The sequence below is a fragment of the Mucilaginibacter sp. 320_HR genome (assembly GCF_059691875.1).
Genome location: NZ_JCAWAI010000004.1, coordinates 162,900 through 186,077, shown reverse-complemented (window position 1 = coordinate 186,077; position 23,178 = coordinate 162,900). Strand labels below are relative to the sequence as shown.

Genomic DNA, 23,178 nt, shown 5'->3' with positions numbered 1-23,178 from the left:
TCTGCTATCAATCTTTAAAAGCCTGCTACTCGCCTAACTACTGCATTACCCACAAACGCCATACGCCAGATATCAGCATACAGGCGAACGCCGCGGGTGTAAGTACTTTCCAGCAGAGGCGCATCAGTTGGTCTACCCTTAAACGGGGCAAGGTCCAGCGGATCCACATCTGCACACCTACCAGTGCAAGCGTTTTTAACAATATCCAAATAATGCCCCATACGGTGCCTGTAGTCCACGTTGCCAATGCAATGGAGCCAACATTAGGCAGCGGCGAGTTCCATGCTCCAAGGAACAATATAACACCAACCATCGACACCAGGTACATCATGCTGTACTCGGCTAAAAATACCAGCGCGAATTGCAACCCTGTAAACTCGGTATGGAAGCCCGCAACCAGCTCAGACTCCCCTTCCGGGATATCAAAAGGTGCGCGGTTGCTTTCCGCCAGGGAGGCAATAAAATAAATAACAAAGGCCACCAGCAAATGCGGCGCCCTAAATATATTCCAGGAGAGTATCCCGCCGGTGGCAGATACATCTAAAAATCCTAAAAACTTGATCTTCTCTGCTGATAGAATGCCCTGCTGCATGGCTATTGCTTGCAAATCAAGCGTCCCGGCGATCATCACCACGGCTATCAATGCGAAACCCGCGGGTATTTCATAAGAGATGATCTGCGCAGCAGAACGCATGGCACCCAATACCGAATATTTGTTATTAGACCCCCACCCCGCCATCAGGATACCTAACGTTTCAATCGAGATGATAGCGAAAACATAGTATAACCCTATGTTAATGTTTGCAGGTACTACTCCGGGGCCCCAAGGCAAAGCCGTAAAGCCCAGGTACACACCGATAAATATGATGGCAGGTGCAAGCAGGAACAAAATCTTATCGGCAGCTGCAGGGATGATAAGCTCCTTTTGCACCATCTTCAGCATGTCGGCCGGCACTTGCAACCACCCGAACTTACCCGTTTCGGTAGGGCCTAAACGGTTTTGAATAAACGCACTAACCTTACGCTCGGCATAAACGCCAACCATTGTAAAAAGGCCTACAAAAATGAACAGACCTATTGCTACAATAAAATATGTAAGGTAAAACTCCAAGGCGTTTGCTTTAGCGTGCAAACTTACTAAATGAGCAGGATAGTTGACTCTTTTGGTAGGGGTTTTTTAGTGGTGGTAATTAGCGGCGGGAAGACTGCTTTGTTCTTCGCAATGACGATGTAGTATTGATTATTCTACCACTACACACATCCCTCACTTACATCAACGCTCTCGCTTTTTACTTCTTCGCCAAAAAACAGCGACGCATGGTGATCAAACTCGGCAGTATCGTCTATAGTGGTGTAGAAGGTGCGGGTACCTGCCTTGCTCAGCCTAATCTCCATTTCCGGGTGGCGTTTAAGATAATCCACCAAGCTGGCAGCTACTATATCTCCCTGCGCCACAACATTAACATTTGCCGGCAAATGCGCTTTTATTTTCTCCTGCAGCAAGGGGTAATGGGTGCAGGCGAGTAATATAGTGTCTATATCTGCTGATTGTTCACGCAGTTGATCCAGATAAAGTTGTACGTAATGGTCGGCCCCGGGTTTATCGTACTCGCCATTCTCTATCAGCGGCACCCATAACGGGCAGGCCTGCTGATATACTTTCAATTCGGGAAAGAAATGCTCTATCTCTAACAAGTACGATCCGCTTTGTACTGTACCCTTCGTGCCCAGCACGCCAATATTGCGGCTTTGCGTGTAGTTGCCTATCACCTCTGCCGTAGGGCGTATTACACCCAACACCCGTTTATCTGCATGCTGAGCGGGTAAATCCTGCTGTTGTATGGTACGCAACGCTTTCGCCGATGCTGTGTTACAAGCGAGGATAACCAATGGGCAGCCTTGCTTAAACATCCACTGTACGCACTCCCAGGTGTACTGGTGTATGGTAGCAAACGACCGGTTACCATAGGGAGCACGGCCGTTATCGCCCAGGTAAAGGTAATCGTACCCGGGTAGCTGCTTTACTATGGAGCGGAATACGGTTAATCCGCCAATTCCCGAATCAAATATGCCTATGGGGCTGCTGTTTGCCATTTGGTAAAAATAAAAAAAGCGCCCTGTTTGCAAGGCGCTTTAAAAATAAGTTATGGTTTAATTATTTTAAGCCTAATTGAACTTTTACAGCTGCCATCAGGTCATCAGCAGCAGGAGACACAATAAGGTCTGTCTGTGATGAATTTAAAACGTAAGTATAACCTTTTGCTTTTGCAACAGTAGCAATGGCAGCACGTGCTTTATCAATAAGCGGTTTGGTTAATTCGTTACCTTTTTCTTCTACCTTTTGCTGAGCTGTTTGCTGGTAATCCTGGAAACGTTTGCCCAGATCGTTCAGTTCAGTTTCTTTAACTGTACGTGTTGCTTCGGTCATGGTAGCGCGGTTCTTCTGGTAATCAGCGCTTTTGTTCTGCAATTCGGTATTCATCGCCTGCAGGTTATCAACATAAGTTTTTTTGAAAGCGTCTATCTGTGCACTAAGTGTTTTAGTCTCGGGCATTAAGCTAACAAGCTGCTCAAAGTTAATGTGGCCAATTTTAGATTGAGCTTGTGCAAAGTTGCCTGCAAATAACATCACTGCTGCAACCAAAGCAACTTTAAATAGTTTTTTCATTTGTTTTGTTCTGGTGTTTAAAAAATAGTTCGCGAATTTATGTATTTTTTTTTACTTGGCTAATACGCCGGGCTTAAGTCCTAAGCGGGTGATCACATCGTCGCTTTTGTTGTAACGAGGGCTTGCATATAACATTATCACTTCGCTGTTCTTGTCAAATATCATGTCGAGGTTTTCGCTCTCGGCTACTGCCTGTACTGCTTTGGACACTTTATCCTGAATTGGTTTAATAAGGAAGGTGCTTTTTTGTGAAAGCTCGCCATCCGGACCAAATTTCTGGCGCTGGAAATCCTTTGCCGCTTTTTCTTTTTCAACAATTTCGGCCTCGCGGCGTTTACGCATTTCAGGGGTCATCAATACCTGGTCTGCCTGGTAAGCTTTATACAGGCGGTCAATCTCCTGGAAACGGCCATCAACTTCTTTCTGGTACTGATCAGACAATGCTGCCAATTGTTTTTGTGATGAAGCGTAATCGGGTATATGTTTCAAAATATAATCCGAATCGACATAAGCAAAACGTTGCGCAAGTGCGGCGGTGAATGCTGAAAACGTGAAAAACAGTACTAAAATTATCTTCTTCATAAATAAATTTACAAATTAATTAATTGAACCCACCACTTAAGCTTTGTGAGATAGAGAAGTGAACGTGCCCTTTATTGGCATCAGGCTGGCCGGGGATCTTGTCGAAACCGTAACCATAATCTAAACCTAATAAACCAAATATCGGCAAGAAAATCCTCGCACCAAAGCCTACTGAGCGTCTTACGTTAAACGGATTTACCTTGTTTATATTATCCCAAACGTTACCACCTTCTGCAAATGCAAGCAGGTATATTGTTGCCGATGAACCGGCAACAACAGGGTGCCTTAACTCAAAAGTGTATTTGTTATAAATAGCGTTACCCTGGTTTGTATTGGCTGTTAGGTTTGACCCTTCAGGCACTACCGAAAAGTTTTCGTAACCTCTCATACCAATAATATCTGTACCCTGCAGGAACTGGTAGCTCTGCATACCATCACCACCTAATTTAAAGCGCTCGAACGGTGACGGTCCAACTTTACTGTTGTACTGGCCAAGGAAACCAAACCTTGCCTGAGACATCAACACCAGCTTACCGGTAATCTTGGTGAACCATTGCGCGTCAAACTTGATCTTGTAATACTCTACAAAATGGTAGCGCTCCTCTGGCGTTGCAATAGTATAGTTGGTGCTATTGAACAACGAGTATGGCGGCGTACCCTGTAGGGTAAGTTTCATGTTTGAACCCTGCGTAGGATAAAGCGGAACGTCGATAGAGTTGCGGCTAAGCTCCTGCGTTAACTTAATGTTGTATGATGTACCATTGTTAAACAGGTAACCTCCGTAGTTATCCAGGTCGTAGTGGTCAAAGTTTAATGAGTAATTTAACTGGAAGTAGTTATCCGGCCAGTTAAGGCGTTTACCCAGGGTAACACCAACACCATTAATACGCAGCTTATTGTAACTAGGGCTGCTTTTCGGAAAATACTGACCCGTAGAGCTTCCCTGCGTATAAGCAGACAGCGCAAAGTAGATAGGCTTTTTACCACCTAACCAAGGCTCGCTAAAAGTGAACGAAAAGTTTTGGTACGTACGGCCGCTTGATTGTCCCCTGAGGCTAAGTTTCTGCCCATCGCCTTTTGGCAGCGGACGGTAAGCTTTACCGTTGAAGATATTACGAAGCGAAAAGTTGTTGAACGTTAAGCCCAGTGTACCCACCAGCTGACCGCCACCAAAACCACCTGATAGCTCTATCTGGTCGGATGGTTTTTCTACCACGTTATAAACCAGATCGACAGTACCCTCGGCAGGGTTGATGTTGGTTGGACGAGGGTCAATCTTTTGTTCGTCGAAGTTGCCCAACTGGCCAATTTCTCGCGCGCTTCGAATAAGTAATTCTTTATTAAATTTCTGTCCCGGCTTGGTGCGTATCTCGCGCATTACCACCTTGTCGTTAGTAACATCGTTACCTTTTAATACCACGCGGCCAATGTTGTATTGCGGGCCTTCATATATACGGATGTCCAGGTCCACGGTGTCGTTGTAAACACGTGTTTGTACCGGATCAGCATTAAAGGTCAAATAACCGTTGTTAAGGTAAAGCGATGAAACGTCATCGTTGTTCGGCGTTGGACCAGTCAGCCTTTTGTTAAGCTCTTCCTCGCTAAACGGCTGGCCTTTTTCTATCTGCATGATACGAGTAAGCAGTTCGGCAGGGTACTGAGCGTTACCTGAGAACTTAATATTACCGAAGTAATACTTAGGACCTTCGTAAACCTTAATTTTTACGTTAACGGTTTTCTCGTCGTTCTTGGTAACAGTGTCGCTTAGTATCTCTGCATCACGGTAACCTTTAGCCTGCATTTGGTCAACAAGGTTCTGCTTGTCTTCTTCGTACTTGTCCTGCTTGAATTTTTTAGAACCAAAGATATTGTACCAGCGGCGCTGACGGGTTTTTGAAAGGTACTTGCGCAGTTTCTTTTGAGAGAACTCCTTGTTGCCTTCAAACGTTACGTGCTGTATCATTACCTTGCTCCCCTTGTTTACAGCAACATTAAGTATAACGCTGTTAGGGTCGCCGGGATCTTTGGTTTGGGTGATGTTTACCGTAGTATTAAGATAACCTTTCTCGTTAAAATGTTTTTTAATAATAGCAGTAGTAGTGCTCAGCAGGTTCTCGTTAACAATCTTACCAGTTTTATCGGTTAGTTTTTTGTTAATGTCTTCTATTTCGCCTTTACGTATACCGGTTAATTTTAACCTTGATAAACGCGGGCGCTCTACAACGGCTATCTGCAGGTAAATGGTGTCTGCGTTAATATCGGTAACATTAAGTTGAATATCATCAAACAAACCTTGTTTATAAAGGTCTTTAATAACGTTGGCATTAGCCTCACCAGGTAAGGTAATGCGGTCGCCTTTATTTAGTTTGGATATCTGGAGCAATACGTCCTTGTCGAGATATTTAGCTCCGCTGATAGACACGCCGCCGATGATATACTCCTTAGGGTTAAGGTAGCTTAAGCTATCGGCAGGTATGGTTTTGGTAAGCCCTCCGCGCCTTTGGCCCGGAACCTGCGCTATTGCAGCAGTACTTATAATAGAGAAAAGTATAGCGAAAAAAACTTTATTCATCCGAATATTTTAGTGGGCTAAAAATAATTTATACAGTTGTTAAAATTTGTTAAAAGAAAAAATTTAGTTCACCTGCTCGCTTGTAAGTCCAAATCTGCGCTCCCGCTTCTGGTAATCCAGTATGGCCTCAAACAGGTCTTCACGCCTGAAATCGGGCCACAGCTTATCGGTAAAATACAGTTCGGCGTAGGCAATTTGCCACAGCAGGTAATTACTTATACGGTACTCGCCGCTGGTTCTTATCAAAAGCTCCGGGTTAGGCATACCGTGTGTGTATAAATTATCTTCAAACATTTGCTCATCAATATCTTCGGGGCGCAGTTCCCCGCTTTGCACTTTGGTGGCCAGCTCTTTAGCAGCATGCACCATTTCCCTGCGCGAACTGTAGCTTAAAGCCAGTGTAAGTACAAGCCCCGTATTTGTTGATGTTTTAATTATTGCGTTGTTAAGTTCTCTAAAGCATTTGCCCGGCAACTGCTGCATATCCCCTATCGCGTTAAGCCGTACATTATTCTGCATCAGCTTATTTATTTCTTTGTTGATGGTACTGATGAGGAGCTCCATAATGGCATTTACCTCAAAGGAAGGGCGGTTCCAATTTTCGGAACTAAAGGTGTATAAAGTAAGGTATTCTACCCCAAGCTCGCCGGCACCCTCAACCACATCACGTACAGAAAGCACACCGTTGTGATGGCCAAATACCCTTAGTTTGCCTTTGCCTTTAGCCCAACGGCCGTTACCATCCATAATAACAGCTATGTGGCGGGGCAATTTCTGCAAATCAATCTGATCTTTGTAACTCATTTCTACCTGCGGTTTTAACAGCCCGACATCAGCTATTAAATACATGCATTATTGTAAAACACCTTGCTTTAAGCAAAGCTTTCAACAACTTATGCTATTTTTTTTCAGGTGACAAAGGTAAAACTTACTTTGTATTATTTTAGTATGACAAAAAAGAAATAATGAGCCAACGAATTTGGTGAATGCGCGAATATCCCTTCTGTAACGTTGCTTAATTAATTTATTATCGCTTTCTGGCTACAATTATGCCAGCAAGATGTGGGTGGATTTGATACGAATTTTGTACTTTTCCAAACAGAGCCTCACAAGACGCCCATTCAACAACTACATGAACCGCTTTCTTTTATTATGCCTGTGCCTTATTAACTTTTATGCTAATGCACAAAGCGCTGATGCAGATGCTGAAAGGCTGTACACCATTATAAAAAAGCTGCCTTCCTATAAAGACCAGGTAAAGGGCTTCAAAGAACAACAATTTGAAAGAACATATCGGCAACTGCTTAAAGACCTGCCTAACGCGAAGGACGAGTTTTCACGCTTTTACATGCTCTCAACACTGCTGTTGCCGCTTAACGACAATCACCTGTACTTTTACCGTATACCGCCCTTTGATATCACTACAGCAAAATACAAAGACACGGCATTTATCAATTCTTATCGTGCCTCTGCGGCTTACAAACAACAGCCGGTAGCTAACATAAATGTCGACTCACTTTATAGGGCTATGCTTAAGGTACCGGCCGACAGCGTAGAGGGTATTTACCATAACGGAAATGAAGTGACCATAGCACTCTACCGCACCGCAAAAAGGGATAGCCTTGTAGGCGTGGTGACGCAAAGCAACATCCCGACCTGGGCGCCGGGACAAATAGCGCTTGTATTAACGGAGTATAAGCCTAATCGTTTCAGGTCTTACCATTGCCATGTAATTCAAAAATACTGGGGGTTGGTTGCTAATGAAAAGTATATGCATAACATGCTTACAGAACTGCGGTGGAAGAAATTTCCGGATCGTAAAGACTACGTTAATATTAACCCCAAAGAGCCGGTGTTTCAGTTCCGCAACATTAGTAAACAAATGCAGTATTTGCGTCTCGGCAGTTTTGCAACAGGTACAACTAGTCTTGCAGCAAGCCAGGATTTCTATAACCAGATAAAAGACTCGCTTACCGCACCTGTGTTAATTGTAGATTTACGCAATAATGGTGGCGGCGGGTTTAAGGCGGCGGGGAAGTTCTTCACATTGCTGAGAAATTATTCGTCAGAAGGCCGCATACTTGGGCTAATCAACAACCGCACATACAGCAACGCCGAGCAGTTTAGCATTAGACTTAAACAGTTAAAAAACGTAACACTTCTTGGCGAGACCACAAACGGCACACTCACTTATGGCAATAACATGGGCACAACAGAAACTTTGCCTTCCGGCATTTTCAGGTTATACATTACTGACATGAATGATGAGGGCGGTTATCTTGGTTATGAAAGTGCTGGCCTAAAGCCTGCGGTATTCTTAAATCCTGATAACGATTGGATAAAGCAGGCAATCCAATATCAGGCAGAACATCCGGTTACAGACAACACCACCAGTAAGTAATAAACAACCCCTTTCCTATCATGTAGGATCGGGGCTATTCTATTATATAAAGTTTAGGGTAAAATTAGTACACATGCTTATCCCGCAGCATAACCACATCTTTTGCGTCCGCGTCAGCTATTGAGTATTGATCGACAGCGGCAATATTTAATTCGTCAATAGTGTTCACCAGGTTGCTGTAGACCGATTTTGCAGATGGTTTCACCAGTACAAGCATGGTTTTACCTGTAGTCTCACGAACTTTTTGGCGCATGTTATTAATTACCCTGCGCAGCCCCTCCTTACCGTAGTTGGTTACCGTGGCAGATATTATCGGTTCATCTGCTGTGCCTAAATACCAAATGGCTTTATCATCAGCGCCCAGGCAAATAGTAAGGCTACGGGATGCCCCCGACGGCTCAGGCTCCGCATCAGCAACCGGCATCGCCACTTTCATGATTTTGGGTTTGGCTAAGGTGGTAGTAAGCATAAAAAAGGTAATTAGCAGAAAGGCCAGATCCACCATTGCGGTAAGATCTACCCGTAAGGCTTGTTTGCTCCTGCGAACTTTTTTGCCTTTGTTTTCAGGAGCGGTGTTTAATTCGGCCATGGCTTTATCGTTTAAGGTTGAACATTGGGTTATGCATTATTAAACGAATAAAAGTACAAATAAGTTTTAATAAACAAAATATAATTCTGTTATTTATAATATAGAAGAATTAAAAATCAAAAAACTCGATTTTAACAACTTTGTAGAACCTGTTGACTGTTAGATTCCCTCCGATGTTGCTATTGCTCGTTGAAACTATATTGCCCCAAAAAGGTGAGTAAAAGAAAAGGAACGCAGGACGACTCACCCCGACATCGCTTGTCGACCCCCTCTCCGCTTCGCGCAAAGAGGGTGATACAAGAAATCGTCATTGCGAGCGATAGCATGGCAATCTCCCGACATGCTTTCGGCAACCTTTTCTATCGGGAGATTGCTTCGTTCCTCGCAATGACGTAGTGGTTTCTGAATGATTACAAAAAACCCGCATCAAGGACGTTCAGATGGAGCAGCAATTCGTGTGTCGTCACCCTCTCCCGCCTCGCGCAAAAAGGTGACGGAAGAAATACAAATTGAGTTAAAAAAAAATTAATAGCGCCGTCTCTTTGCGCACAGCAGAGAGGCGGCTTGGAGGGTAAGTCGGCTCTACCGCTTATTCCTCGTAATAGCACCTTTGGGTAACAAAAGTGTAGGTAAGGGTAAAGCCGGCAAACATGTAAATATCCTTTGGCCGAAGATCGCCACGCTGGGTACCGGGAGCACCAATGTATGGACCGCCACGCTCGCCCGACCTGTCGGATAATACTACTGATGTGGAATTCGGCAGCTTACTTTTATCCGCGTAAAGGCCGCTTACATCGTCAAGAAAATCGGTACGGGTGTACCGGTAGCCTACTTCGGCGCCTACTGTCCATTTACCACCTATGTTGTATTTAAAACCGGCCCCATAGGGTATTACAATGGTATTTTTACCGTATTCTTTTTCCTGACCCTCTGTTCGCAGTGTACGTAAAGAAAGTTCTTCTCCGCCATAAGTAGTTCGGGGTGCAAACGCGGTGATGCCTATTCCAAGAAAAACGTAGGGTGTATACTTGTTCTTGCCGGCATCCGGAATGTACTTCATAAAGTTAAACTCAGCGGTAAGGCTCAGTTCTTTTAGGCCATCGGTAAAGCTCAGGTTACGGTTGTAGATCTGCTGGTAACGCGAAGTGCTATCTGCCCCGGCTATTTTACCGTACTGGTAATTAAGCTTTGCTCCTATATAGCCGTTAAAGTTACGTTTTACAAATAAGCCGAAAGAGCCGCCGCTAAGCTTTACCGGATTGCTGTTAAGATCGCCAATGTAACCTGCACCACCCAAATTGCCGCCTATCTCCCAGGTTTGGGCGCTAACGTTTAAGGCTATAAAGCAAAAGAATAAAATAGCGGAGAGTTTTGGCATCCGTTAAAGTTAATAGTTACGGGCATCTAATCCCCATAAGAGCTTTTTCCTTAACGTGGATAAGTAACTTTCATTATTCAGGCGGATTAAATTGAGTCTGAAGCTGGCCTTATACACCCTGAACTGCATCGTCTTATCGATAGTGGCCGTGCGGCTGTCGCAAGATACAATATAGTTGTTTGCGCGGCATTCTACCTCAAATGATAGCTTGCTGGTATCGGGCAGTATTACCGGCCTTACATTAAGGTTATGGGGCGATACAGGGGTGAGCGCTATGCTGTTAGACTGCGGAAAAATAATAGGCCCGCCGCAGCTTAATGAGTATGCGGTTGAGCCGGTGGAAGTGGATATGATAATACCATCGCCCCAGTAAGAATTCAGGAATTCATCATTTAACGTTACATGCGTGGTGATCATGGCTGAATCATCGCGCTTGTGTATGGTAACATCGTTAAGGGCAAAGTTGTCTTCGCCAAATATCTTATCGTCAGAATCTATCACCAGCAGTTCCCTGCTATCCAGCGTAAACTCCCTGTTCACAACGGCGTGAATAGCTGCTACTATATCACTTTTGTTAATGCTGGCCAGGAAACCCAGGCGGCCAAAGTTAATGCCTATAACAGGCACGCCACTGTCGCGGATAAGCGTAACCATATCCAGCAATGTGCCGTCGCCACCAATGGTGATAAAAATGTCGATGAAATCCTTTATAGGGTCTGTTGGCTGAAGTACGTTATAAGGCGAAGTATCTACATTGCCCTGCAGGTACTCGTTAAACTGTGCATGTATGTACACTTCTACATTATGCAGCACAAGGCTATCAAAAACCTGCCTGATGAACGGGAACACCTGCGGATCGTTAAACTGCCTGCCGTATACTGCTATCCTCATATATTTTCTTACTAATATCGAATTTTGAATGTAAAAACCGGAACTATCCGCTAATACTCTTTATGGTTTGCGTTTAGATTGCGGCTTAGCTTGTACTGTTTTACTGAATGTAGATGCCCTGAATGCCGCCAGCATGGTTTCGCCAATTGCCTTATCAACATACATCATCACTACAGACAGGTCCTTGTTCCCAAAAACCTTGCTGTACAGGTTCATGGTTAGAGTGATCTTGTTAGGAAAGGAAATGTTCATTTTAAAAAGCCGGAATGGCAAACCGCTCACCACTTCTGAAGTGTAGCTGGTATCCAGCTTAGCGCCCAGCATGTTTTTTTCAAAGGTGCCATAAAGAATGTCTCCCACAGCCTTGTCAGACTCGGCCATTGTCCCTCCGCCTAAATTGGACGGCTGCCAGTTGGCTTCAAAATAATGCATCTGATCTTTGCGCATTACAAAAATAGCGTGCGTATGATCTTCAATCTTAGCATTGTAAGTACCTTCGATGGCGCCCGCGCCTTTTGCCTTCATCTTCTGGTAATCGGCAGCATCCATTGTGTTGAAGCCCGGAGGAGGAGTGATTGTCCACCCGAACAGGTCACTTTTTAGCTGCCTGGGTGCCGATGCCTGCTGAGCAACAACGCCGCTGTAAGTTAACGTTGAACAGACAGCGACAAGGAAAAGGCGTTTTATCATACTGTTGATGTCGGGTACTATTTCTGTAATTCTTCGGTAGTAACTTCACTGCTCAACAGTTTACCAAAAAGCTCCCATCGTTTTTGAGGGTCTTTAGCTGTGCCGCCGTGTTTTTCAATATGGTTCTTCACCAGGTCCAGACCGTAATTGTAGTTGATAACGTAGCTTCGATATTTCTTGATAAAACTTACCGATTTCTCCGCCGTTTCATCATTCATGAGGCAGTATTTACGTAGATAACTTTGCACCTTACTGCTGGACATATCTCCGCTCAATAAGCCGCGCGCAGCCTCGTTACGGGCATAGTTTAGTTTACCTTTAATGTCCAGCGCCCTAAAGTAAAGGTCTATGCCGGTAGTGTCCAGCCCTGCCAGGGGCAGCAGCGTGCTTTTAGCAAACTTCACCTTATCGTTGCCCGGGAAAGCCACCTCAATACCGTAGTTAGCGCTTCCTTCCGCAATCAACGATTGCGGACTAAACAACGGGTACATAGAAAGCTCTACCCATCCCCGGTCGTGATAAAGGTTTTTCTCTAGCAGCATATTGTATACGTGGTGCCCGGGATAGCTTTCGTGGCTGCCTACGTCTATCGCGCGGTCTATAAATATCTTTATGTCGGTATTTATCTGCACCAGGCTTTTATACTTGCCCTGGTACCAGTTGTAGCCGTTCCATGTTTTATTGGTAACAAACTCCAGCGAGAATGACTCGCCTGCGGGTAGTTTATAATGCGCCAGGGTACGCTTACGTGCTTCAGCAATTGCAGCCTTAATCACCGGATCCAGCTTGTCTTTTGGGATCACGAACTTATTTGCCAGTTTCTGAAAGCGGTCGTTAACATTGCCCTTACCGGGCAAAATACTGTCCAGTAGGGCAAGTTGTTCTTTGAAATGATCTTCGGTATAAATCGGCGCAGCTACACCGAACAGCTGTTTAGATTCTTCATCAAAACTGCTGTATTCCTCGCTGTAAATTTTGAGCCTGGCGTTAAACGCGATGAGCTGGTTGTATATCCAGTTTGCCCGCATTCGGTTGGAGTCTACCTGTGCCGAATGAGCCATCAGCCGTACCTCGTTCATCAATTCGTTGGTTGATGCCAGCAGGCTATCCCTTGGAAATTCTTCTTTTAGAATGGTGTCTTTAGGCTTTAGAGAGTCGGGGCCGTAGTAAGCATCTACAAAGTCTTTATCGTACTGCCCTATGGTGAGGCCAAGTGTTACGTATTGCCCGGCAAGTTTATTTAGCTTTTTAGTTTCGGGCTTGTCGGCGTTTCTTTCACAAGACGCAAAAAGGCCGGCGCATAGGAGCAAAAAGAACAGTTTTTTCATAGCAGCTGGTGATGGTAGCTTTGCAAAGCTAAAAAAAGACGGTGGTTACAGCACAAAAGATTGCTATTTATAAGAACCAGCTGCGCAATTAAAGATTAAGGTAGTTCATAAACGAATCGAACCTGTCGCGAGAATTGTCGTTATGATCGGTGCTGTTAAAGGTGGCTTTTATGTCATAGCTATAGCGGAGGAAAGTAGCCACTATGTTGGATAGGTCCTGCTTGTTCACCTTCAGGGTCACTTCAATCCGGGTGCTATCCGGGAAGGTACGTATGTAGCTGCTAAGCACCTGCGCATTGTCCGACTCAACCACCTGCGCCATGTGTGCCAGGGAGTTGTTCTTATTATCTATCTCCAGCACTATAATACCGCCAGGGTCACTTACTGAAGTGATCTTGGCAAAGTACTCGTTCATGGTATTGATAGAAATAAGGCCCTGATAATCCTTTTTGGCATCCAGTACGGGCACTACGCTCAGGTCGCGTTCATAAAACAACCGGATAACATCGTAAATGTGCTGATCTTCCAGCACGTAGGGGTTTACCAGCGAAAGCGCTATTGCACCTATCTGGGTGTTGTAGTCGGCCTCCTCAATCAGGTCGTCCTCAGAGATGAGGCCCAGGAACTGATCTTCGTTCACAATAGGCAAGTGGCGCACACGGAATTCCGCCATGCGGTCTAACACCTTTTGTACAGTGTCTGACGTGTGCAATGGGGGAATTGCGTCGGCTACGAGCTCAATTGCTAGCATATATCATTTTTTATGTTTATCCAAAAACAGCTTCAGATAATGGTTAAACTCTTCGGGGCGTTCCATCATTGGCGCATGCCCGCATTTATCTATCCAGTGCAGCTCCGAGTTGGGCAGCAGTTCGTTAAACTCAACAGCTACTTCAGGAGGTGTAATTTTATCATCCCTGCCCCATATTAACGCAACCGGCATGGTTATCTTGCGCAGTTCACTTTTCATATTATGCCTTATGGCCGATTTTGCCATGGCTAAAATGCGTATTACCTTGGCGCGGTCGTTAATGGTTTGGTATACCTCGTCTATAAGTTCATCAGTAGCAGTAGCCGGATCATAGAAAGTATACTGCACTTTCTCCCTTACAAAATCGCGGCTCTCCCGCTTAGGGAATGATCCGCCAAAGGCGTTTTCGTACAAACCCGAACTGCCTGTAAGCACCAGTGCTTTTACATAACCCGGATGTGCAAGTACATATATAAGCCCCACGTGCCCGCCAAGCGAATTGCCCAGCATGGTAACATTAAGCAGCTTTTTAAACTTAATAAATTTGTGTACAAACTTTGAAAGTGCCCGCACACCTGTGGTAAGAAGCGGCAGATCATAAATAGGCAGAATAGGGATAATAACCCGGTATTTAGGGCTAAACTCCTCTATTACCTTTTCCCAATTGCTGAGCGCACCCATAAGGCCGTGCAGCAGCAAAAGCGGTTCGCCTTCCCCTTCATCTATATATGTAAAGCCTTTTTCCTGTTTAAGTGCAAAACTCATAATATCTCTTAAAACTGCCTTCCGGTTAATTCAGACCACTTTTCATTTCGGTCTGAAAAAGCAATATTTCACGGTAAAATTAGATTATTCGGATATAGTTACAACTATTTAGAAAATTAATTATCCCAACAATTGCTTAATTACTTCTGATATTGTTTTACCATCTGCACGGCCGGCGAGCTCTTTATTGGCAACACCCATTACCCTGCCCATTTCTTTAACCGATGTTACTCCTAAACGTCCTATAAGTTCCTGCACGTAGCCTTCTATCTCGAACTTGCTCATCTGCTGTGGCAGGTAGGGTTCTATTACGTACATCTCCGCCATTTCTATCTCGTACAGGTCTTCCCTGCCTTGCGTTTTGTAGATGTCTGCTGATTCCTTACGCTGTTTGATTAGCTTTTGCAGCACCTTTATTTCGGCATCCTGCGTAAGTTCTTCGCTCGCGCCTTTTTCTGTCTTGGCTAAAAGCAAAGCAGATTTTATGGCACGTAAGCCACGCAGGCGATCGGGTTGTTTTGCCAGCATGGCCTGTTTAATATCCTGGTCTATTTGTTGTATAAGTGACATGGGTCGGTATTTAATGAATTAGTAATCTGGTGAATATGGTATTAGTTAGCCCCTGAAAATATTCGTGGCGCTCGCCTGCGCTGTGGGCATCACTACAATATCGTTTATATTTACGTGTTTCGGGCGTGATGCCACGAACCAGATGGTTTCGGCAATATCATCTGCCACAAGCGGATCAAAGCCTTCGTAAACCTTTTTGGCCCTGTCGGTATCGCCCTTAAAGCGCACTTCAGAAAACTCTGTCTCTACTGCGCCCGGATGCACGGCGGTAACCTTAATACCATGCTTTAAAAGGTCTATACGCATCCCCTGGTTAAGGGCATCTACCGCGTGCTTAGAGGCACAGTAAACATTGCCATTGGGGTAAACTTCTTTTCCGGCAATAGAGCCAATGTTGATGATGTGGCCAAAGCCATTCTCCACCATCCACCCGCTTACTACTTTGGTAATATACAATAAGCCTTTAACATTGGTATCTATCATGGTGTCCCAGTCATCCAGGTTGCCCTGGTCTATAGGGTCCAGACCCTGGCTCAGGCCGGCGTTGTTTACCAGTACATCAACCTGCTTCCATTGTTCGGGAAGGCTCTGCAGGTTTTCTGTTACCTGCTGGCGGCTGCGCACGTCAAAGCAGGATACTGCTACCTGTACATTGTACTTATCATTTAACGACTGTGCCAGTCGCTCCAGCCTTTGCATGCGGCGGCCTGTTAATATAAGGTTGTACCCTTCACGGGCGAATAGCCGTGCACATGCTTCGCCTATGCCGGCGGTTGCTCCTGTTATTAATGCGATCTTTGCCATAGGTATATGTAACTATCGGCAGCAAAATTATGTTTTTATTTGAGATGAAAGAAGCCCCTCTAAATCTCCCCCTGAAGGGTGAGACTTAATGCAAGTTTACTGTTGCGGTATTTTGCCCCTCCCTTTCAGGGGAGGTTGGGTGGGGCTCTTACTCAAAATACAGGCTGAACATTATAGTATGCAGCGATAGCTTGCTGATAGGTGATGAGAACGGATGGTTCTCGGGCACCAGCATGTTGCCAAAGGTGTTGGTCACCTTTAGTTCGGGCGAGAGCTTGAAATACTCGAAGTAGATATCGAAACCAAACCCGGCCTCGTAAGAGGAGTAGCTTTTTACGTTTTTTACTATCCGATCTAATGGTGCGGTATTAGCATCCTCCTTTTTGCCGCCAATAGCACCGGAAAATTTCAGGCCACCAAGTAAATAAGCGCGCATGTTGCCAATCCTGTCAGATTTTAGCTTAAGCGAAAGCGGGAGATCTACCGTGGTGGTTTGCACCTGCTTTTCTATAGGCTCGGCAGTATTTGCGTAGGTGTAAATAAGCTTTTTGTCGGAGAAAACTAGCGAGGGTGTGGTACGCACCTCCAGGTGATCGGTAATGCGGTAACGGGTGATGAAACCAACAGCAAACCCCGGTGTAGATGGTGAACTGATTGAGTTGAGCGAATCGGTAGCAGGTTTGCCCAGATCGGCATCAAAGTATGGCGAGCGCCAGTTGGGCTGCTTTACTATCTTGAAATTGCTGCTTACGTATGAAAAACTAAAACCAAAGCTCAGGTCGGTTTGGTCGGCCCCTCCACCCCATGCAGGTGCAAACTGCTGTGCCTGCAACATATTACTGCAGCACAAAAGCACCGTTAAGATGGCCAGGTAGCGTTTTATCATTTAACACCGGTGTAAATTGAACAAATACCAAACGCCAAAGGCCTGCTTTTGGTATTTGTAAAGCCTGCTTTAGCCATCATGGCGGTAAAAGCGGGACCATCCGGAAATGCGGCAACAGACTCTGGTAGGTACGAATAAGCACGCGCGTCTTTACTGAACAGCTTACCTATGCCAGGCGTTACATAGTTAAAGTAAAAATTATATAACTGCTTTACCGGGAATGCTTTTGGTTTAGAGAACTCCAGTACTACCGCCTTGCCACCGGGTTTAAGCACACGGTGAATATCGGTAAGCCCATCCAAAAGGTTCTCAAAGTTGCGTACGCCGTAAGCTACCGTAACAGCATCAAAACCATTATCATCAAAAGGCAACTTTTCAGAGTCGCCAAGTTTCACTTCAAACTTGTCTGACAGGTGTCGTTTGGCAATCTTCTGGTCGGCAATGTTTAGCATTCCTTGCGAAATGTCTACGCCAATTATCTTTTTAGGCTTTAGTATCTTCAATGCCTCAAAAGCAAAATCACCGGTACCCGTGGCAACATCCAGAATTAGCTGCGGCTTATCCGCTTTCAGCTCATTTATGGCTTTCTTGCGCCAGATAATGTCGATACCCAGCGACATAAAGTGGTTCAGGAAATCGTAGGTTTTTGAAATGTTGTTGAACATATCGGCCACCTGTTCTTTCTTGGTGGCTTTCTCGTCCTGGTATGGGGTTACTGTTTTGCTCATATTTTAGCGGCAAAGATAAGCTTTTTGTGGGTGAGTGATAAGGGTTGGTAGTAGGTGGAGTGTTGAGCTTGTGCAATGTTTGTGTAGGTAGTCCTGCTGCTCTTTTGCGTGGTGCTCGTAACGCCGCGTCATTGCGAGGTACGAAGCAGTCCTCGCTAGAAAGGTCACCGCAAGCATGTAGATGATTGTCGCGCTATCGCTCGCAATGACGCGTTTTTACATCAACCCTCTTTGCGCGCAGCGGAGAGAGGGTCGACGAGCGATAGCGATGTCGGGGTGAGTAGAACCAGTGGAAAAAGTCCAATGGCAAGCACCTCGGTGAAGTTGAAATTGACCTAAAATTCGGAGCTACGCTTTGAATGCCAATCCTATTTTATATCTTCACTTATAACAATTATACAACACCTAATACATCATCATGAAAGAACCGAACGAAGCATCGCGTAGGGGATTTATTAAAAAGCTGGCCGCTACTGCCGCCGCAGTTACCGTTGGCAATAGCCTTTTAGCTAACGATAAACCAGGCACGTTTCATTATCTTAAACAGGAGTATAACCACTTTGGCCCGAACGACCAGGTAAACATTGCGCTTATTGGTGCAGGTGGCATGGGCACTTCAGACCTTAACACTGCTCTGCAAGTACCAGGCGTGAAAGTGGTTGCTGTGTGCGACCTATATGATGGGCGCCTTGCAGAAGCCAAAAAGAAATGGGGTAACGACATTTTCACAACTAAAATTTACAAGGAGATACTTAATCGCAAGGATGTTGATGCCGTAATTGTGGCCACACCCGACCACTGGCACCAGCAAATTTCTGTTGACGCTATGCGCGCCGGTAAACACGTTTACTGCGAAAAGCCGATGGTACACTCCGTAATGGAAGGTCCTGCTGTAATAAAAGCACAGCAGGAAACCGGGAAAATATTCCAGGTGGGCAGTCAGGGTGTATCATCACTCGGCAACGAAAAGGCTAAGGAACTGCTTAAAGCCGGCGCCATTGGCGAACTAAACTACGCTGAAGGATTTTGGGCACGCCGCGGAGCGGTTGAGGTTTGGCAATACCCTATCCCGGATGATGCATCTACACAAACGGTAGATTGGGAAACTTACGTAGCCAATACCAAGAAAAGGCCTTTCGACAGCAAGCGCTTTTTCCGCTGGAGGAACTATACCGACTACGGAACAGGCATGGCGGGCGACCTTTTTGTACACCTGTTTAGCAGCTTGCACTTTATAACCGGTTCTATGGGGCCTAATAAAATTTATGCTTCCGGTGGACTACGCTATTGGAACGATGGCCGCGAAGTGCCCGATGTACTATTGGGCACTTTCGACTATGCCAAAGCCGCGGCCCACCCGGCATTTAACCTATCGCTGCGATGCAACTTTGTGGATGGCACCAGCGGCACTACCTACCTGAAACTTGTGGGCAGCGAAGGCGCTATGGACATCACTTGGGATAGTGTTACTTTAAAACGTAACAAGATGATAGACAATACCGACCCCTTCTACATAGAAAAGATGAAGCAAATGGGCCAGGCAAGCGGCGGACGTAAAATGATGCTGCCGCCAGAGCAGATAACCTATGATGCGGAGAAAGGATACCTTGGAGGGCCGTATGATCATATGAACAACTTTATTACTGCTATACGTACCAACGGCAAGGTTACCGAAGATGCCATTTTCGGCTACCGTGCGGCTGCCCCTGCCCTGCTTTGCAACGATAGTTATTTTAAAAATTCGCCTATGTTCTGGGATCCGGAAAAGATGAGGACTTTAAAAGGTTAACCTATGAAAAATCCAGTAACTATCCTTGGTATTGCAACTGCCATTACCTGTATTACCGGCGCACAAACGTTTGCATCTCGCCTTACCGACCCTGACCCGGTGAAGAAAGTTGCCAAAAAAGATGCCTGGATAAGCTTGTTTAATGGCAAGGACCTTACAGGCTGGCATGGCTACAATAAGAAAGCCCCAGTGGTAAACTGGGAAGTGGAGAACGGTGCATTGGTTTGCCTGGGGACTGTAAAAGGCACTGACACCGGCGGCGACATAGCTACCGACAAGGAGTTTAGCAACTTTGAGCTTGTGTGGGAATGGAAGATTGACAAAGGCAGCAATAGCGGCGTACTTTACCATGTAGTGGAAGACCCAAAATACACGTCCACCTATCAAACAGGGCCCGAGTACCAGATAATTGATGACCTGGGCTGGGTACCCGACAAACTGGAAGATTGGCAAAAAACCGGCGCAGACTACGCCATGACCGTTCCTAATAATGAAAAAGAACTAAAGCCGGTTGGCGAATGGAACACAAGCAAGATCGTGTTTAATAAAGGGCATGTAGAACACTGGCTAAACGGCAAAAAAATATTGGAGTTTACCGCCTGGGGCCGCGACTGGACTACTAAGAAAGCAACCGGGAAGTGGAAGGAGCACCCGGAATACGGCATGGCAAAAACCGGCCGCATAGCCCTGCAGGACCATGGGCATAAGGCTTACTTCAGGAATATTAAGATTAGGGGATTATAATTGAACAAGTGGTTGCGATAAGAAAAGTGTTTTTGGCTAACAATTAACAGAGCGGTATCATTAATAAGTGAAGCTACTACTTACATCTGCGGGAATCAGCAATACCAGCATCCGCAATGCTTTGGTTGACCTATTGGGAAAACCCGTGAGCGAAGCTAGTGCTCTTTTTATACCTACGGCTATCTACGGCATCCCCGGCGGCGGCGGTCTGGCATACAGGGTGATCAACGGATCGTTAGGTGACCCCTTCTGTGATTTAGGATGGAAATCGATAGGCTTATTGGAGCTCACAGCGTTGCCCAGCATTAAACAAGAACTATGGTTGCCCCTGCTGCAGGAAACCGACGCGCTGCTGGTGGGCGGCGGCGACTGCCAGTACCTGTGTTATTGGATGCAGCAGTCAGGCTTGGCGGACTTACTACCTACCCTGCTAAATAAAATGGTTTATGTTGGACTAAGTGCAGGAAGCATGATCATGACCCGGTACGGCACTACCTATGGCAACCACACACTTCCCGCAGACTCGCCGAAGTCGCTAAACCTGGTTGATATTGCTATACATCCGCACCTGGACCATGAGTGGTTCCCGGATAATTCGCAGGCTAACCTGGAAAAGCTTGCTGCTACCTTACCGATGCCCTCCTACCTGATAGACGACCAGACCGCTATTAAAATAGTGGATGGTGGAATTGAGGTGATCTCTGAGGGTAAATGGAAGTTGTGTACTCCCTAAGTTTGTTTATTGTCCTGTTTATATTACCAGCAATAAGTTGCTTACCAATTTATTTTACAGGTTTATATATTTTATTAACTATCGGTGTGAGCGGCAATACAAGCTTCTGGTATTTATTTAAGTTAAACTGGAAGTACTGTTGTCTAATTAGATCCTCACTGTATGGATTGCCGCAAAAGCTTGTATCAGTTGCAAACACATAAAAAACAGGTATGAGCAAACCACAATTTTTAAAATGCTGTTCACCAACATAATCCTGGAATAATTCTTTCTTCAGCTTTCCTTTTACAACATTAAATTTTTCTTTAAGTGCCGCCGGTGCACTGTCTGAAATCAGGATATCGCTAATATATCCATTTTTATCAATGTCAATTATAACATTTGTATAAGCAGGAGTGCAAGAGTCTATCAACGTACGCGGATAGACCAGCACTTTGCTGAAGTTTTTGCTAAACTGCCTATATGCTTCCTGACCATATCCTGCTTTAGAACACAGCAGGTATAAACAACAGATAGCTACCTTTAAACTAACACCTTTTACCTTTTGTACCACTTGCATCTTTATAAGCTTTGTTTGTATCAATAATTTGTTGTGCTTTGGTAGGATCAGATTTAACTAAATTTTGCCAGTCAACAGTATCGCCTAAGCCACCCCACGCCATTGCCGTTGCATCATCAGAGCTAAGGCCAGGAAACATGGCTTGTAAGTCTTTACTCATAACTGTAACATAGTTCTTAGCCATTCCCTCGTGATTTTTCAGCTCATTGCGGTTACCCATTGCATCCATCATGCCATGCAATGCCTCATGCATTGTTGTTGCTGCTACATATTCCTTAGAAGAGTTGGGCAATACGTTGCCGTTGAAACTTATCTCGATAGCATAAGTGCCCACCTGTTGAGTAACCGCATCAACATCAGCCGTGAGATTACTTACTTGTTTTAACGTCAAATCAAAACCTTCGGTACTTCCAAACAAATAATTGGTCATTTCAGAAGTAAATGTTGTCAATCCTTTTTGAATAGCTTCATTTACAGCATTTTTTAAACAATCATTTGTTATTTCATTTTCTATTGTCTTAGCTGGCGGGCACGGAGTTGTTCCGCCACTTCCGCCGGAGCCGCCGCCGCCACCACCTGGTAGAAGATTGATTTGTGGGCCACTTGACGAGGCGACAGCTGCCACTGGGCAACCTGGAGGAGGCGTAGGTGTTGGAGGGGGAGAAGGATATGTGCCACCGCCACCGCCACTACCGGAGCCGCCGCCGCTGTCACCGCCGCCACCGGTTGTAGTGCACTCGATTATATAAGAACTATTATAATAAGGGGTGCAGGTAGTTTGTGGTCCTCCACTACCAAAATCAACAGTAAGACACTGCCATGTGACCGTCGTAACCGGAATTGCAGTACAAGTTTGTACAAGCCTCACGCCGACGGATGTAACTTGCTTGGTTGGAGCAAACCCAACCTGGCTAACTGAAATATCTTTCGTTATCAAGCCATTTTTATATCTCCAGCCGGCTATAAAATCGCCATCAGCAGAATAGTAAAGCAACCTTCCGCTAAAATTGGCATCTTGAGTTTTGAACGTGTTTTGCTTGAATTTTTGTGGATTGCCATTCACATATGACGTGTCACCTACCAGCACCATTAACCAGGCGTTGTAGGTACTGCCGGCTTTTTTTGAGATCAAATATGAAACTTTAGTATAATTATTTCCTCTGGTAACGAGCCTGCCATCAGAAACATTGACCGCAAACGAGACTTCGCCAGAACTAAGAGGTAATTCGAGGAAGATATCCTCGCCTTTCTTGTATATATCGGCTTTTTTCCAATCAGGTTGCAATCCTGTGTTCCATTTTCTGGAAATACTTGTTGTCGATTGAGACAAACCACTAGAAGCTACCCGATTTTGAAAGGAAGAATTAAACCACATGTTTGCTTCCTTTAAAACTAAAGTTTGATTCTCAACAACTATGGGTTGATTAGATTCGAAAGATTCACGCTTACAGCTATCTATCACCAGCACTAAGCACTATTAGAAGTGTAAAAAGCGGAGCGATGGCCCTCCATTTAAGTTTAGGTTTCATAACTTTATTTATTTAAACGAAAGTTAGCAACATTTTTTTTACATTATCTCTTTTAAGTTAATAAAAAGAATTCTTTTATATTCCAAAATAATAGCGTTAGGCCGTTGTTGGTATTATCACCAACAAGTTCCGGTTTCTTCGGATCTTATTGCTCTTTGCAGTTTGTTAGTGACAACACCAACAAAGGGCTAGAAACATTAATTAGCATGAACGCCATCGAA

General features: G+C 45.0%; 23 protein-coding genes. 4 read left to right on the top strand and 19 right to left on the bottom strand.

Features of this window, described 5'->3' with window-relative positions:
• Positions 1-37 precede the first annotated feature (37 nt).
• From AC59GT_RS15380 to uppS, 6 genes are all read right to left on the bottom strand, one after another.
• Entirely contained in the window at positions 38-1,111 is a 1,074-nt protein-coding gene (locus AC59GT_RS15380) for a complex I subunit 1/NuoH family protein (protein WP_497238453.1), read from the bottom strand.
• 140 nt (positions 1,112-1,251) lie between these two features.
• Complete coding sequence (murI, locus tag AC59GT_RS15375) at positions 1,252-2,094, bottom strand: glutamate racemase (RefSeq protein ID WP_497238452.1); 843 nt, start codon at positions 2,092-2,094, stop codon at positions 1,252-1,254.
• A gap of 61 nt (positions 2,095-2,155) precedes the next feature.
• Entirely contained in the window at positions 2,156-2,668 is a 513-nt protein-coding gene (locus AC59GT_RS15370; protein WP_117382556.1) for an OmpH/Skp family outer membrane protein, read from the bottom strand.
• A 51-nt stretch (positions 2,669-2,719) separates the two neighbouring features.
• A complete protein-coding gene (locus AC59GT_RS15365) occupies positions 2,720-3,250 on the bottom strand; it encodes an OmpH/Skp family outer membrane protein (protein WP_497238451.1) in 531 nt (176 codons plus the stop codon).
• 19 nt (positions 3,251-3,269) lie between these two features.
• Positions 3,270-5,822, bottom strand: coding sequence for an outer membrane protein assembly factor BamA (bamA, locus tag AC59GT_RS15360; RefSeq protein WP_497238450.1), 2,553 nt, complete (start codon positions 5,820-5,822; stop codon positions 3,270-3,272).
• Positions 5,823-5,885: 63 nt separating this feature from the next.
• Positions 5,886-6,626, bottom strand: a complete 741-nt coding sequence (gene uppS, locus AC59GT_RS15355; RefSeq protein WP_497238449.1) for an undecaprenyl pyrophosphate synthase — start codon at positions 6,624-6,626, stop codon at positions 5,886-5,888.
• 328 nt (positions 6,627-6,954) lie between these two features.
• On the opposite strand from uppS, the gene AC59GT_RS15350 reads away from it, so the two are divergent.
• Entirely contained in the window at positions 6,955-8,223 is a 1,269-nt protein-coding gene (locus AC59GT_RS15350; RefSeq protein WP_497238448.1) for a S41 family peptidase, read from the top strand.
• Positions 8,224-8,287: 64 nt separating this feature from the next.
• Here AC59GT_RS15350 and AC59GT_RS15345 read toward each other — a convergent pair whose 3' ends face one another.
• The 11 genes from AC59GT_RS15345 to ubiE form a co-directional block, all read right to left on the bottom strand.
• Entirely contained in the window at positions 8,288-8,812 is a 525-nt protein-coding gene (locus tag AC59GT_RS15345; RefSeq protein ID WP_497238447.1) for an ExbD/TolR family protein, read from the bottom strand.
• A 589-nt stretch (positions 8,813-9,401) separates the two neighbouring features.
• Positions 9,402-10,190 carry a type IX secretion system protein PorG gene (porG, locus tag AC59GT_RS15340; protein WP_497238446.1) on the bottom strand — a complete coding sequence of 263 codons (789 nt, stop codon included), beginning with the start codon at positions 10,188-10,190 and terminating at the stop codon, positions 9,402-9,404.
• 9 nt (positions 10,191-10,199) lie between these two features.
• The gene (locus tag AC59GT_RS15335) at positions 10,200-11,081 is read right to left on the bottom strand and encodes an NAD kinase (protein WP_497238445.1); all 882 of its coding nucleotides are present in this window, start codon (positions 11,079-11,081) and stop codon (positions 10,200-10,202) included.
• A gap of 60 nt (positions 11,082-11,141) precedes the next feature.
• Entirely contained in the window at positions 11,142-11,771 is a 630-nt protein-coding gene (locus tag AC59GT_RS15330; RefSeq protein WP_497238444.1) for a hypothetical protein, read from the bottom strand.
• Between the two features lie 17 nt (positions 11,772-11,788).
• Positions 11,789-13,099 carry a hypothetical protein gene (locus tag AC59GT_RS15325; RefSeq protein WP_497238443.1) on the bottom strand — a complete coding sequence of 437 codons (1,311 nt, stop codon included), beginning with the start codon at positions 13,097-13,099 and terminating at the stop codon, positions 11,789-11,791.
• Positions 13,100-13,187: 88 nt separating this feature from the next.
• Positions 13,188-13,850 (bottom strand): CBS domain-containing protein, encoded by a 663-nt coding sequence (locus AC59GT_RS15320; protein ID WP_497238442.1) that lies wholly within the window; start codon positions 13,848-13,850, stop codon positions 13,188-13,190.
• 3 nt (positions 13,851-13,853) lie between these two features.
• Positions 13,854-14,615: an alpha/beta fold hydrolase gene (locus AC59GT_RS15315; protein ID WP_117382565.1), complete on the bottom strand. Its 762-nt coding sequence runs from the start codon at positions 14,613-14,615 to the stop codon at positions 13,854-13,856.
• Between the two features lie 120 nt (positions 14,616-14,735).
• On the bottom strand, positions 14,736-15,185 hold the full coding sequence (locus tag AC59GT_RS15310; protein WP_497238441.1) for a GatB/YqeY domain-containing protein: 450 nt from the start codon (positions 15,183-15,185) through the stop codon (positions 14,736-14,738).
• Between the two features lie 45 nt (positions 15,186-15,230).
• Positions 15,231-15,989: an SDR family oxidoreductase gene (locus AC59GT_RS15305; RefSeq protein ID WP_497238440.1), complete on the bottom strand. Its 759-nt coding sequence runs from the start codon at positions 15,987-15,989 to the stop codon at positions 15,231-15,233.
• Positions 15,990-16,137: 148 nt separating this feature from the next.
• Positions 16,138-16,875 (bottom strand): type IX secretion/gliding motility protein PorT/SprT, encoded by a 738-nt coding sequence (gene porT, locus AC59GT_RS15300; RefSeq protein ID WP_497238439.1) that lies wholly within the window; start codon positions 16,873-16,875, stop codon positions 16,138-16,140.
• Positions 16,872-17,603, bottom strand: a complete 732-nt coding sequence (ubiE, locus tag AC59GT_RS15295; RefSeq protein ID WP_497238438.1) for a bifunctional demethylmenaquinone methyltransferase/2-methoxy-6-polyprenyl-1,4-benzoquinol methylase UbiE — start codon at positions 17,601-17,603, stop codon at positions 16,872-16,874. The genes porT and ubiE overlap by 4 nt, the downstream gene beginning before the upstream one ends.
• A 418-nt stretch (positions 17,604-18,021) precedes the next feature.
• Here ubiE and AC59GT_RS15290 point away from each other — a divergent pair, with 418 nt between their 5' ends.
• The 3 genes from AC59GT_RS15290 to AC59GT_RS15280 all read left to right on the top strand — a co-directional run bounded on the left by AC59GT_RS15290 (position 18,022) and on the right by AC59GT_RS15280 (position 20,869).
• On the top strand, positions 18,022-19,392 hold the full coding sequence (locus AC59GT_RS15290; protein ID WP_497238437.1) for a Gfo/Idh/MocA family protein: 1,371 nt from the start codon (positions 18,022-18,024) through the stop codon (positions 19,390-19,392).
• A 3-nt stretch (positions 19,393-19,395) separates the two neighbouring features.
• A complete protein-coding gene (locus tag AC59GT_RS15285) occupies positions 19,396-20,136 on the top strand; it encodes a 3-keto-disaccharide hydrolase (protein WP_497238436.1) in 741 nt (246 codons plus the stop codon).
• Between the two features lie 67 nt (positions 20,137-20,203).
• Complete coding sequence (locus AC59GT_RS15280; protein ID WP_497238435.1) at positions 20,204-20,869, top strand: Type 1 glutamine amidotransferase-like domain-containing protein; 666 nt, start codon at positions 20,204-20,206, stop codon at positions 20,867-20,869.
• A gap of 49 nt (positions 20,870-20,918) precedes the next feature.
• Here AC59GT_RS15280 and AC59GT_RS15275 read toward each other — a convergent pair whose 3' ends face one another.
• Together AC59GT_RS15275 and AC59GT_RS15270 are read right to left on the bottom strand one after the other, a co-directional pair.
• Positions 20,919-21,422: a hypothetical protein gene (locus AC59GT_RS15275; RefSeq protein ID WP_497238434.1), complete on the bottom strand. Its 504-nt coding sequence runs from the start codon at positions 21,420-21,422 to the stop codon at positions 20,919-20,921.
• Positions 21,397-22,890 (bottom strand): hypothetical protein, encoded by a 1,494-nt coding sequence (locus AC59GT_RS15270; RefSeq protein ID WP_497238433.1) that lies wholly within the window; start codon positions 22,888-22,890, stop codon positions 21,397-21,399. The genes AC59GT_RS15275 and AC59GT_RS15270 overlap by 26 nt, the downstream gene beginning before the upstream one ends.
• Positions 22,891-23,178: the final 288 nt, after the last annotated feature.

Bases quoted from the DNA above. Each gene is read 5' to 3' on its own strand.
- murI (WP_497238452.1), bottom strand. From the start codon at position 2,094: ATGGCAAACAGCAGCCCCATAGGCATATTTGATTCGGGAATTGGCGGA.
- AC59GT_RS15370 (WP_117382556.1), bottom strand. From the start codon at position 2,668: ATGAAAAAACTATTTAAAGTTGCTTTGGTTGCAGCAGTGATGTTATTT.
- AC59GT_RS15365 (WP_497238451.1), bottom strand. From the start codon at position 3,250: ATGAAGAAGATAATTTTAGTACTGTTTTTCACGTTTTCAGCATTCACC.
- bamA (WP_497238450.1), bottom strand. From the start codon at position 5,822: ATGAATAAAGTTTTTTTCGCTATACTTTTCTCTATTATAAGTACTGCT.
- uppS (WP_497238449.1), bottom strand. From the start codon at position 6,626: ATGAGTTACAAAGATCAGATTGATTTGCAGAAATTGCCCCGCCACATA.
- AC59GT_RS15350 (WP_497238448.1), top strand. From the start codon at position 6,955: ATGAACCGCTTTCTTTTATTATGCCTGTGCCTTATTAACTTTTATGCT.
- AC59GT_RS15345 (WP_497238447.1), bottom strand. From the start codon at position 8,812: ATGGCCGAATTAAACACCGCTCCTGAAAACAAAGGCAAAAAAGTTCGC.
- porG (WP_497238446.1), bottom strand. From the start codon at position 10,190: ATGCCAAAACTCTCCGCTATTTTATTCTTTTGCTTTATAGCCTTAAAC.
- AC59GT_RS15335 (WP_497238445.1), bottom strand. From the start codon at position 11,081: ATGAGGATAGCAGTATACGGCAGGCAGTTTAACGATCCGCAGGTGTTC.
- AC59GT_RS15330 (WP_497238444.1), bottom strand. From the start codon at position 11,771: ATGATAAAACGCCTTTTCCTTGTCGCTGTCTGTTCAACGTTAACTTAC.
- AC59GT_RS15325 (WP_497238443.1), bottom strand. From the start codon at position 13,099: ATGAAAAAACTGTTCTTTTTGCTCCTATGCGCCGGCCTTTTTGCGTCT.
- AC59GT_RS15320 (WP_497238442.1), bottom strand. From the start codon at position 13,850: ATGCTAGCAATTGAGCTCGTAGCCGACGCAATTCCCCCATTGCACACG.
- AC59GT_RS15315 (WP_117382565.1), bottom strand. From the start codon at position 14,615: ATGAGTTTTGCACTTAAACAGGAAAAAGGCTTTACATATATAGATGAA.
- AC59GT_RS15310 (WP_497238441.1), bottom strand. From the start codon at position 15,185: ATGTCACTTATACAACAAATAGACCAGGATATTAAACAGGCCATGCTG.
- AC59GT_RS15305 (WP_497238440.1), bottom strand. From the start codon at position 15,989: ATGGCAAAGATCGCATTAATAACAGGAGCAACCGCCGGCATAGGCGAA.
- porT (WP_497238439.1), bottom strand. From the start codon at position 16,875: ATGATAAAACGCTACCTGGCCATCTTAACGGTGCTTTTGTGCTGCAGT.
- ubiE (WP_497238438.1), bottom strand. From the start codon at position 17,603: ATGAGCAAAACAGTAACCCCATACCAGGACGAGAAAGCCACCAAGAAA.
- AC59GT_RS15290 (WP_497238437.1), top strand. From the start codon at position 18,022: ATGAAAGAACCGAACGAAGCATCGCGTAGGGGATTTATTAAAAAGCTG.
- AC59GT_RS15285 (WP_497238436.1), top strand. From the start codon at position 19,396: ATGAAAAATCCAGTAACTATCCTTGGTATTGCAACTGCCATTACCTGT.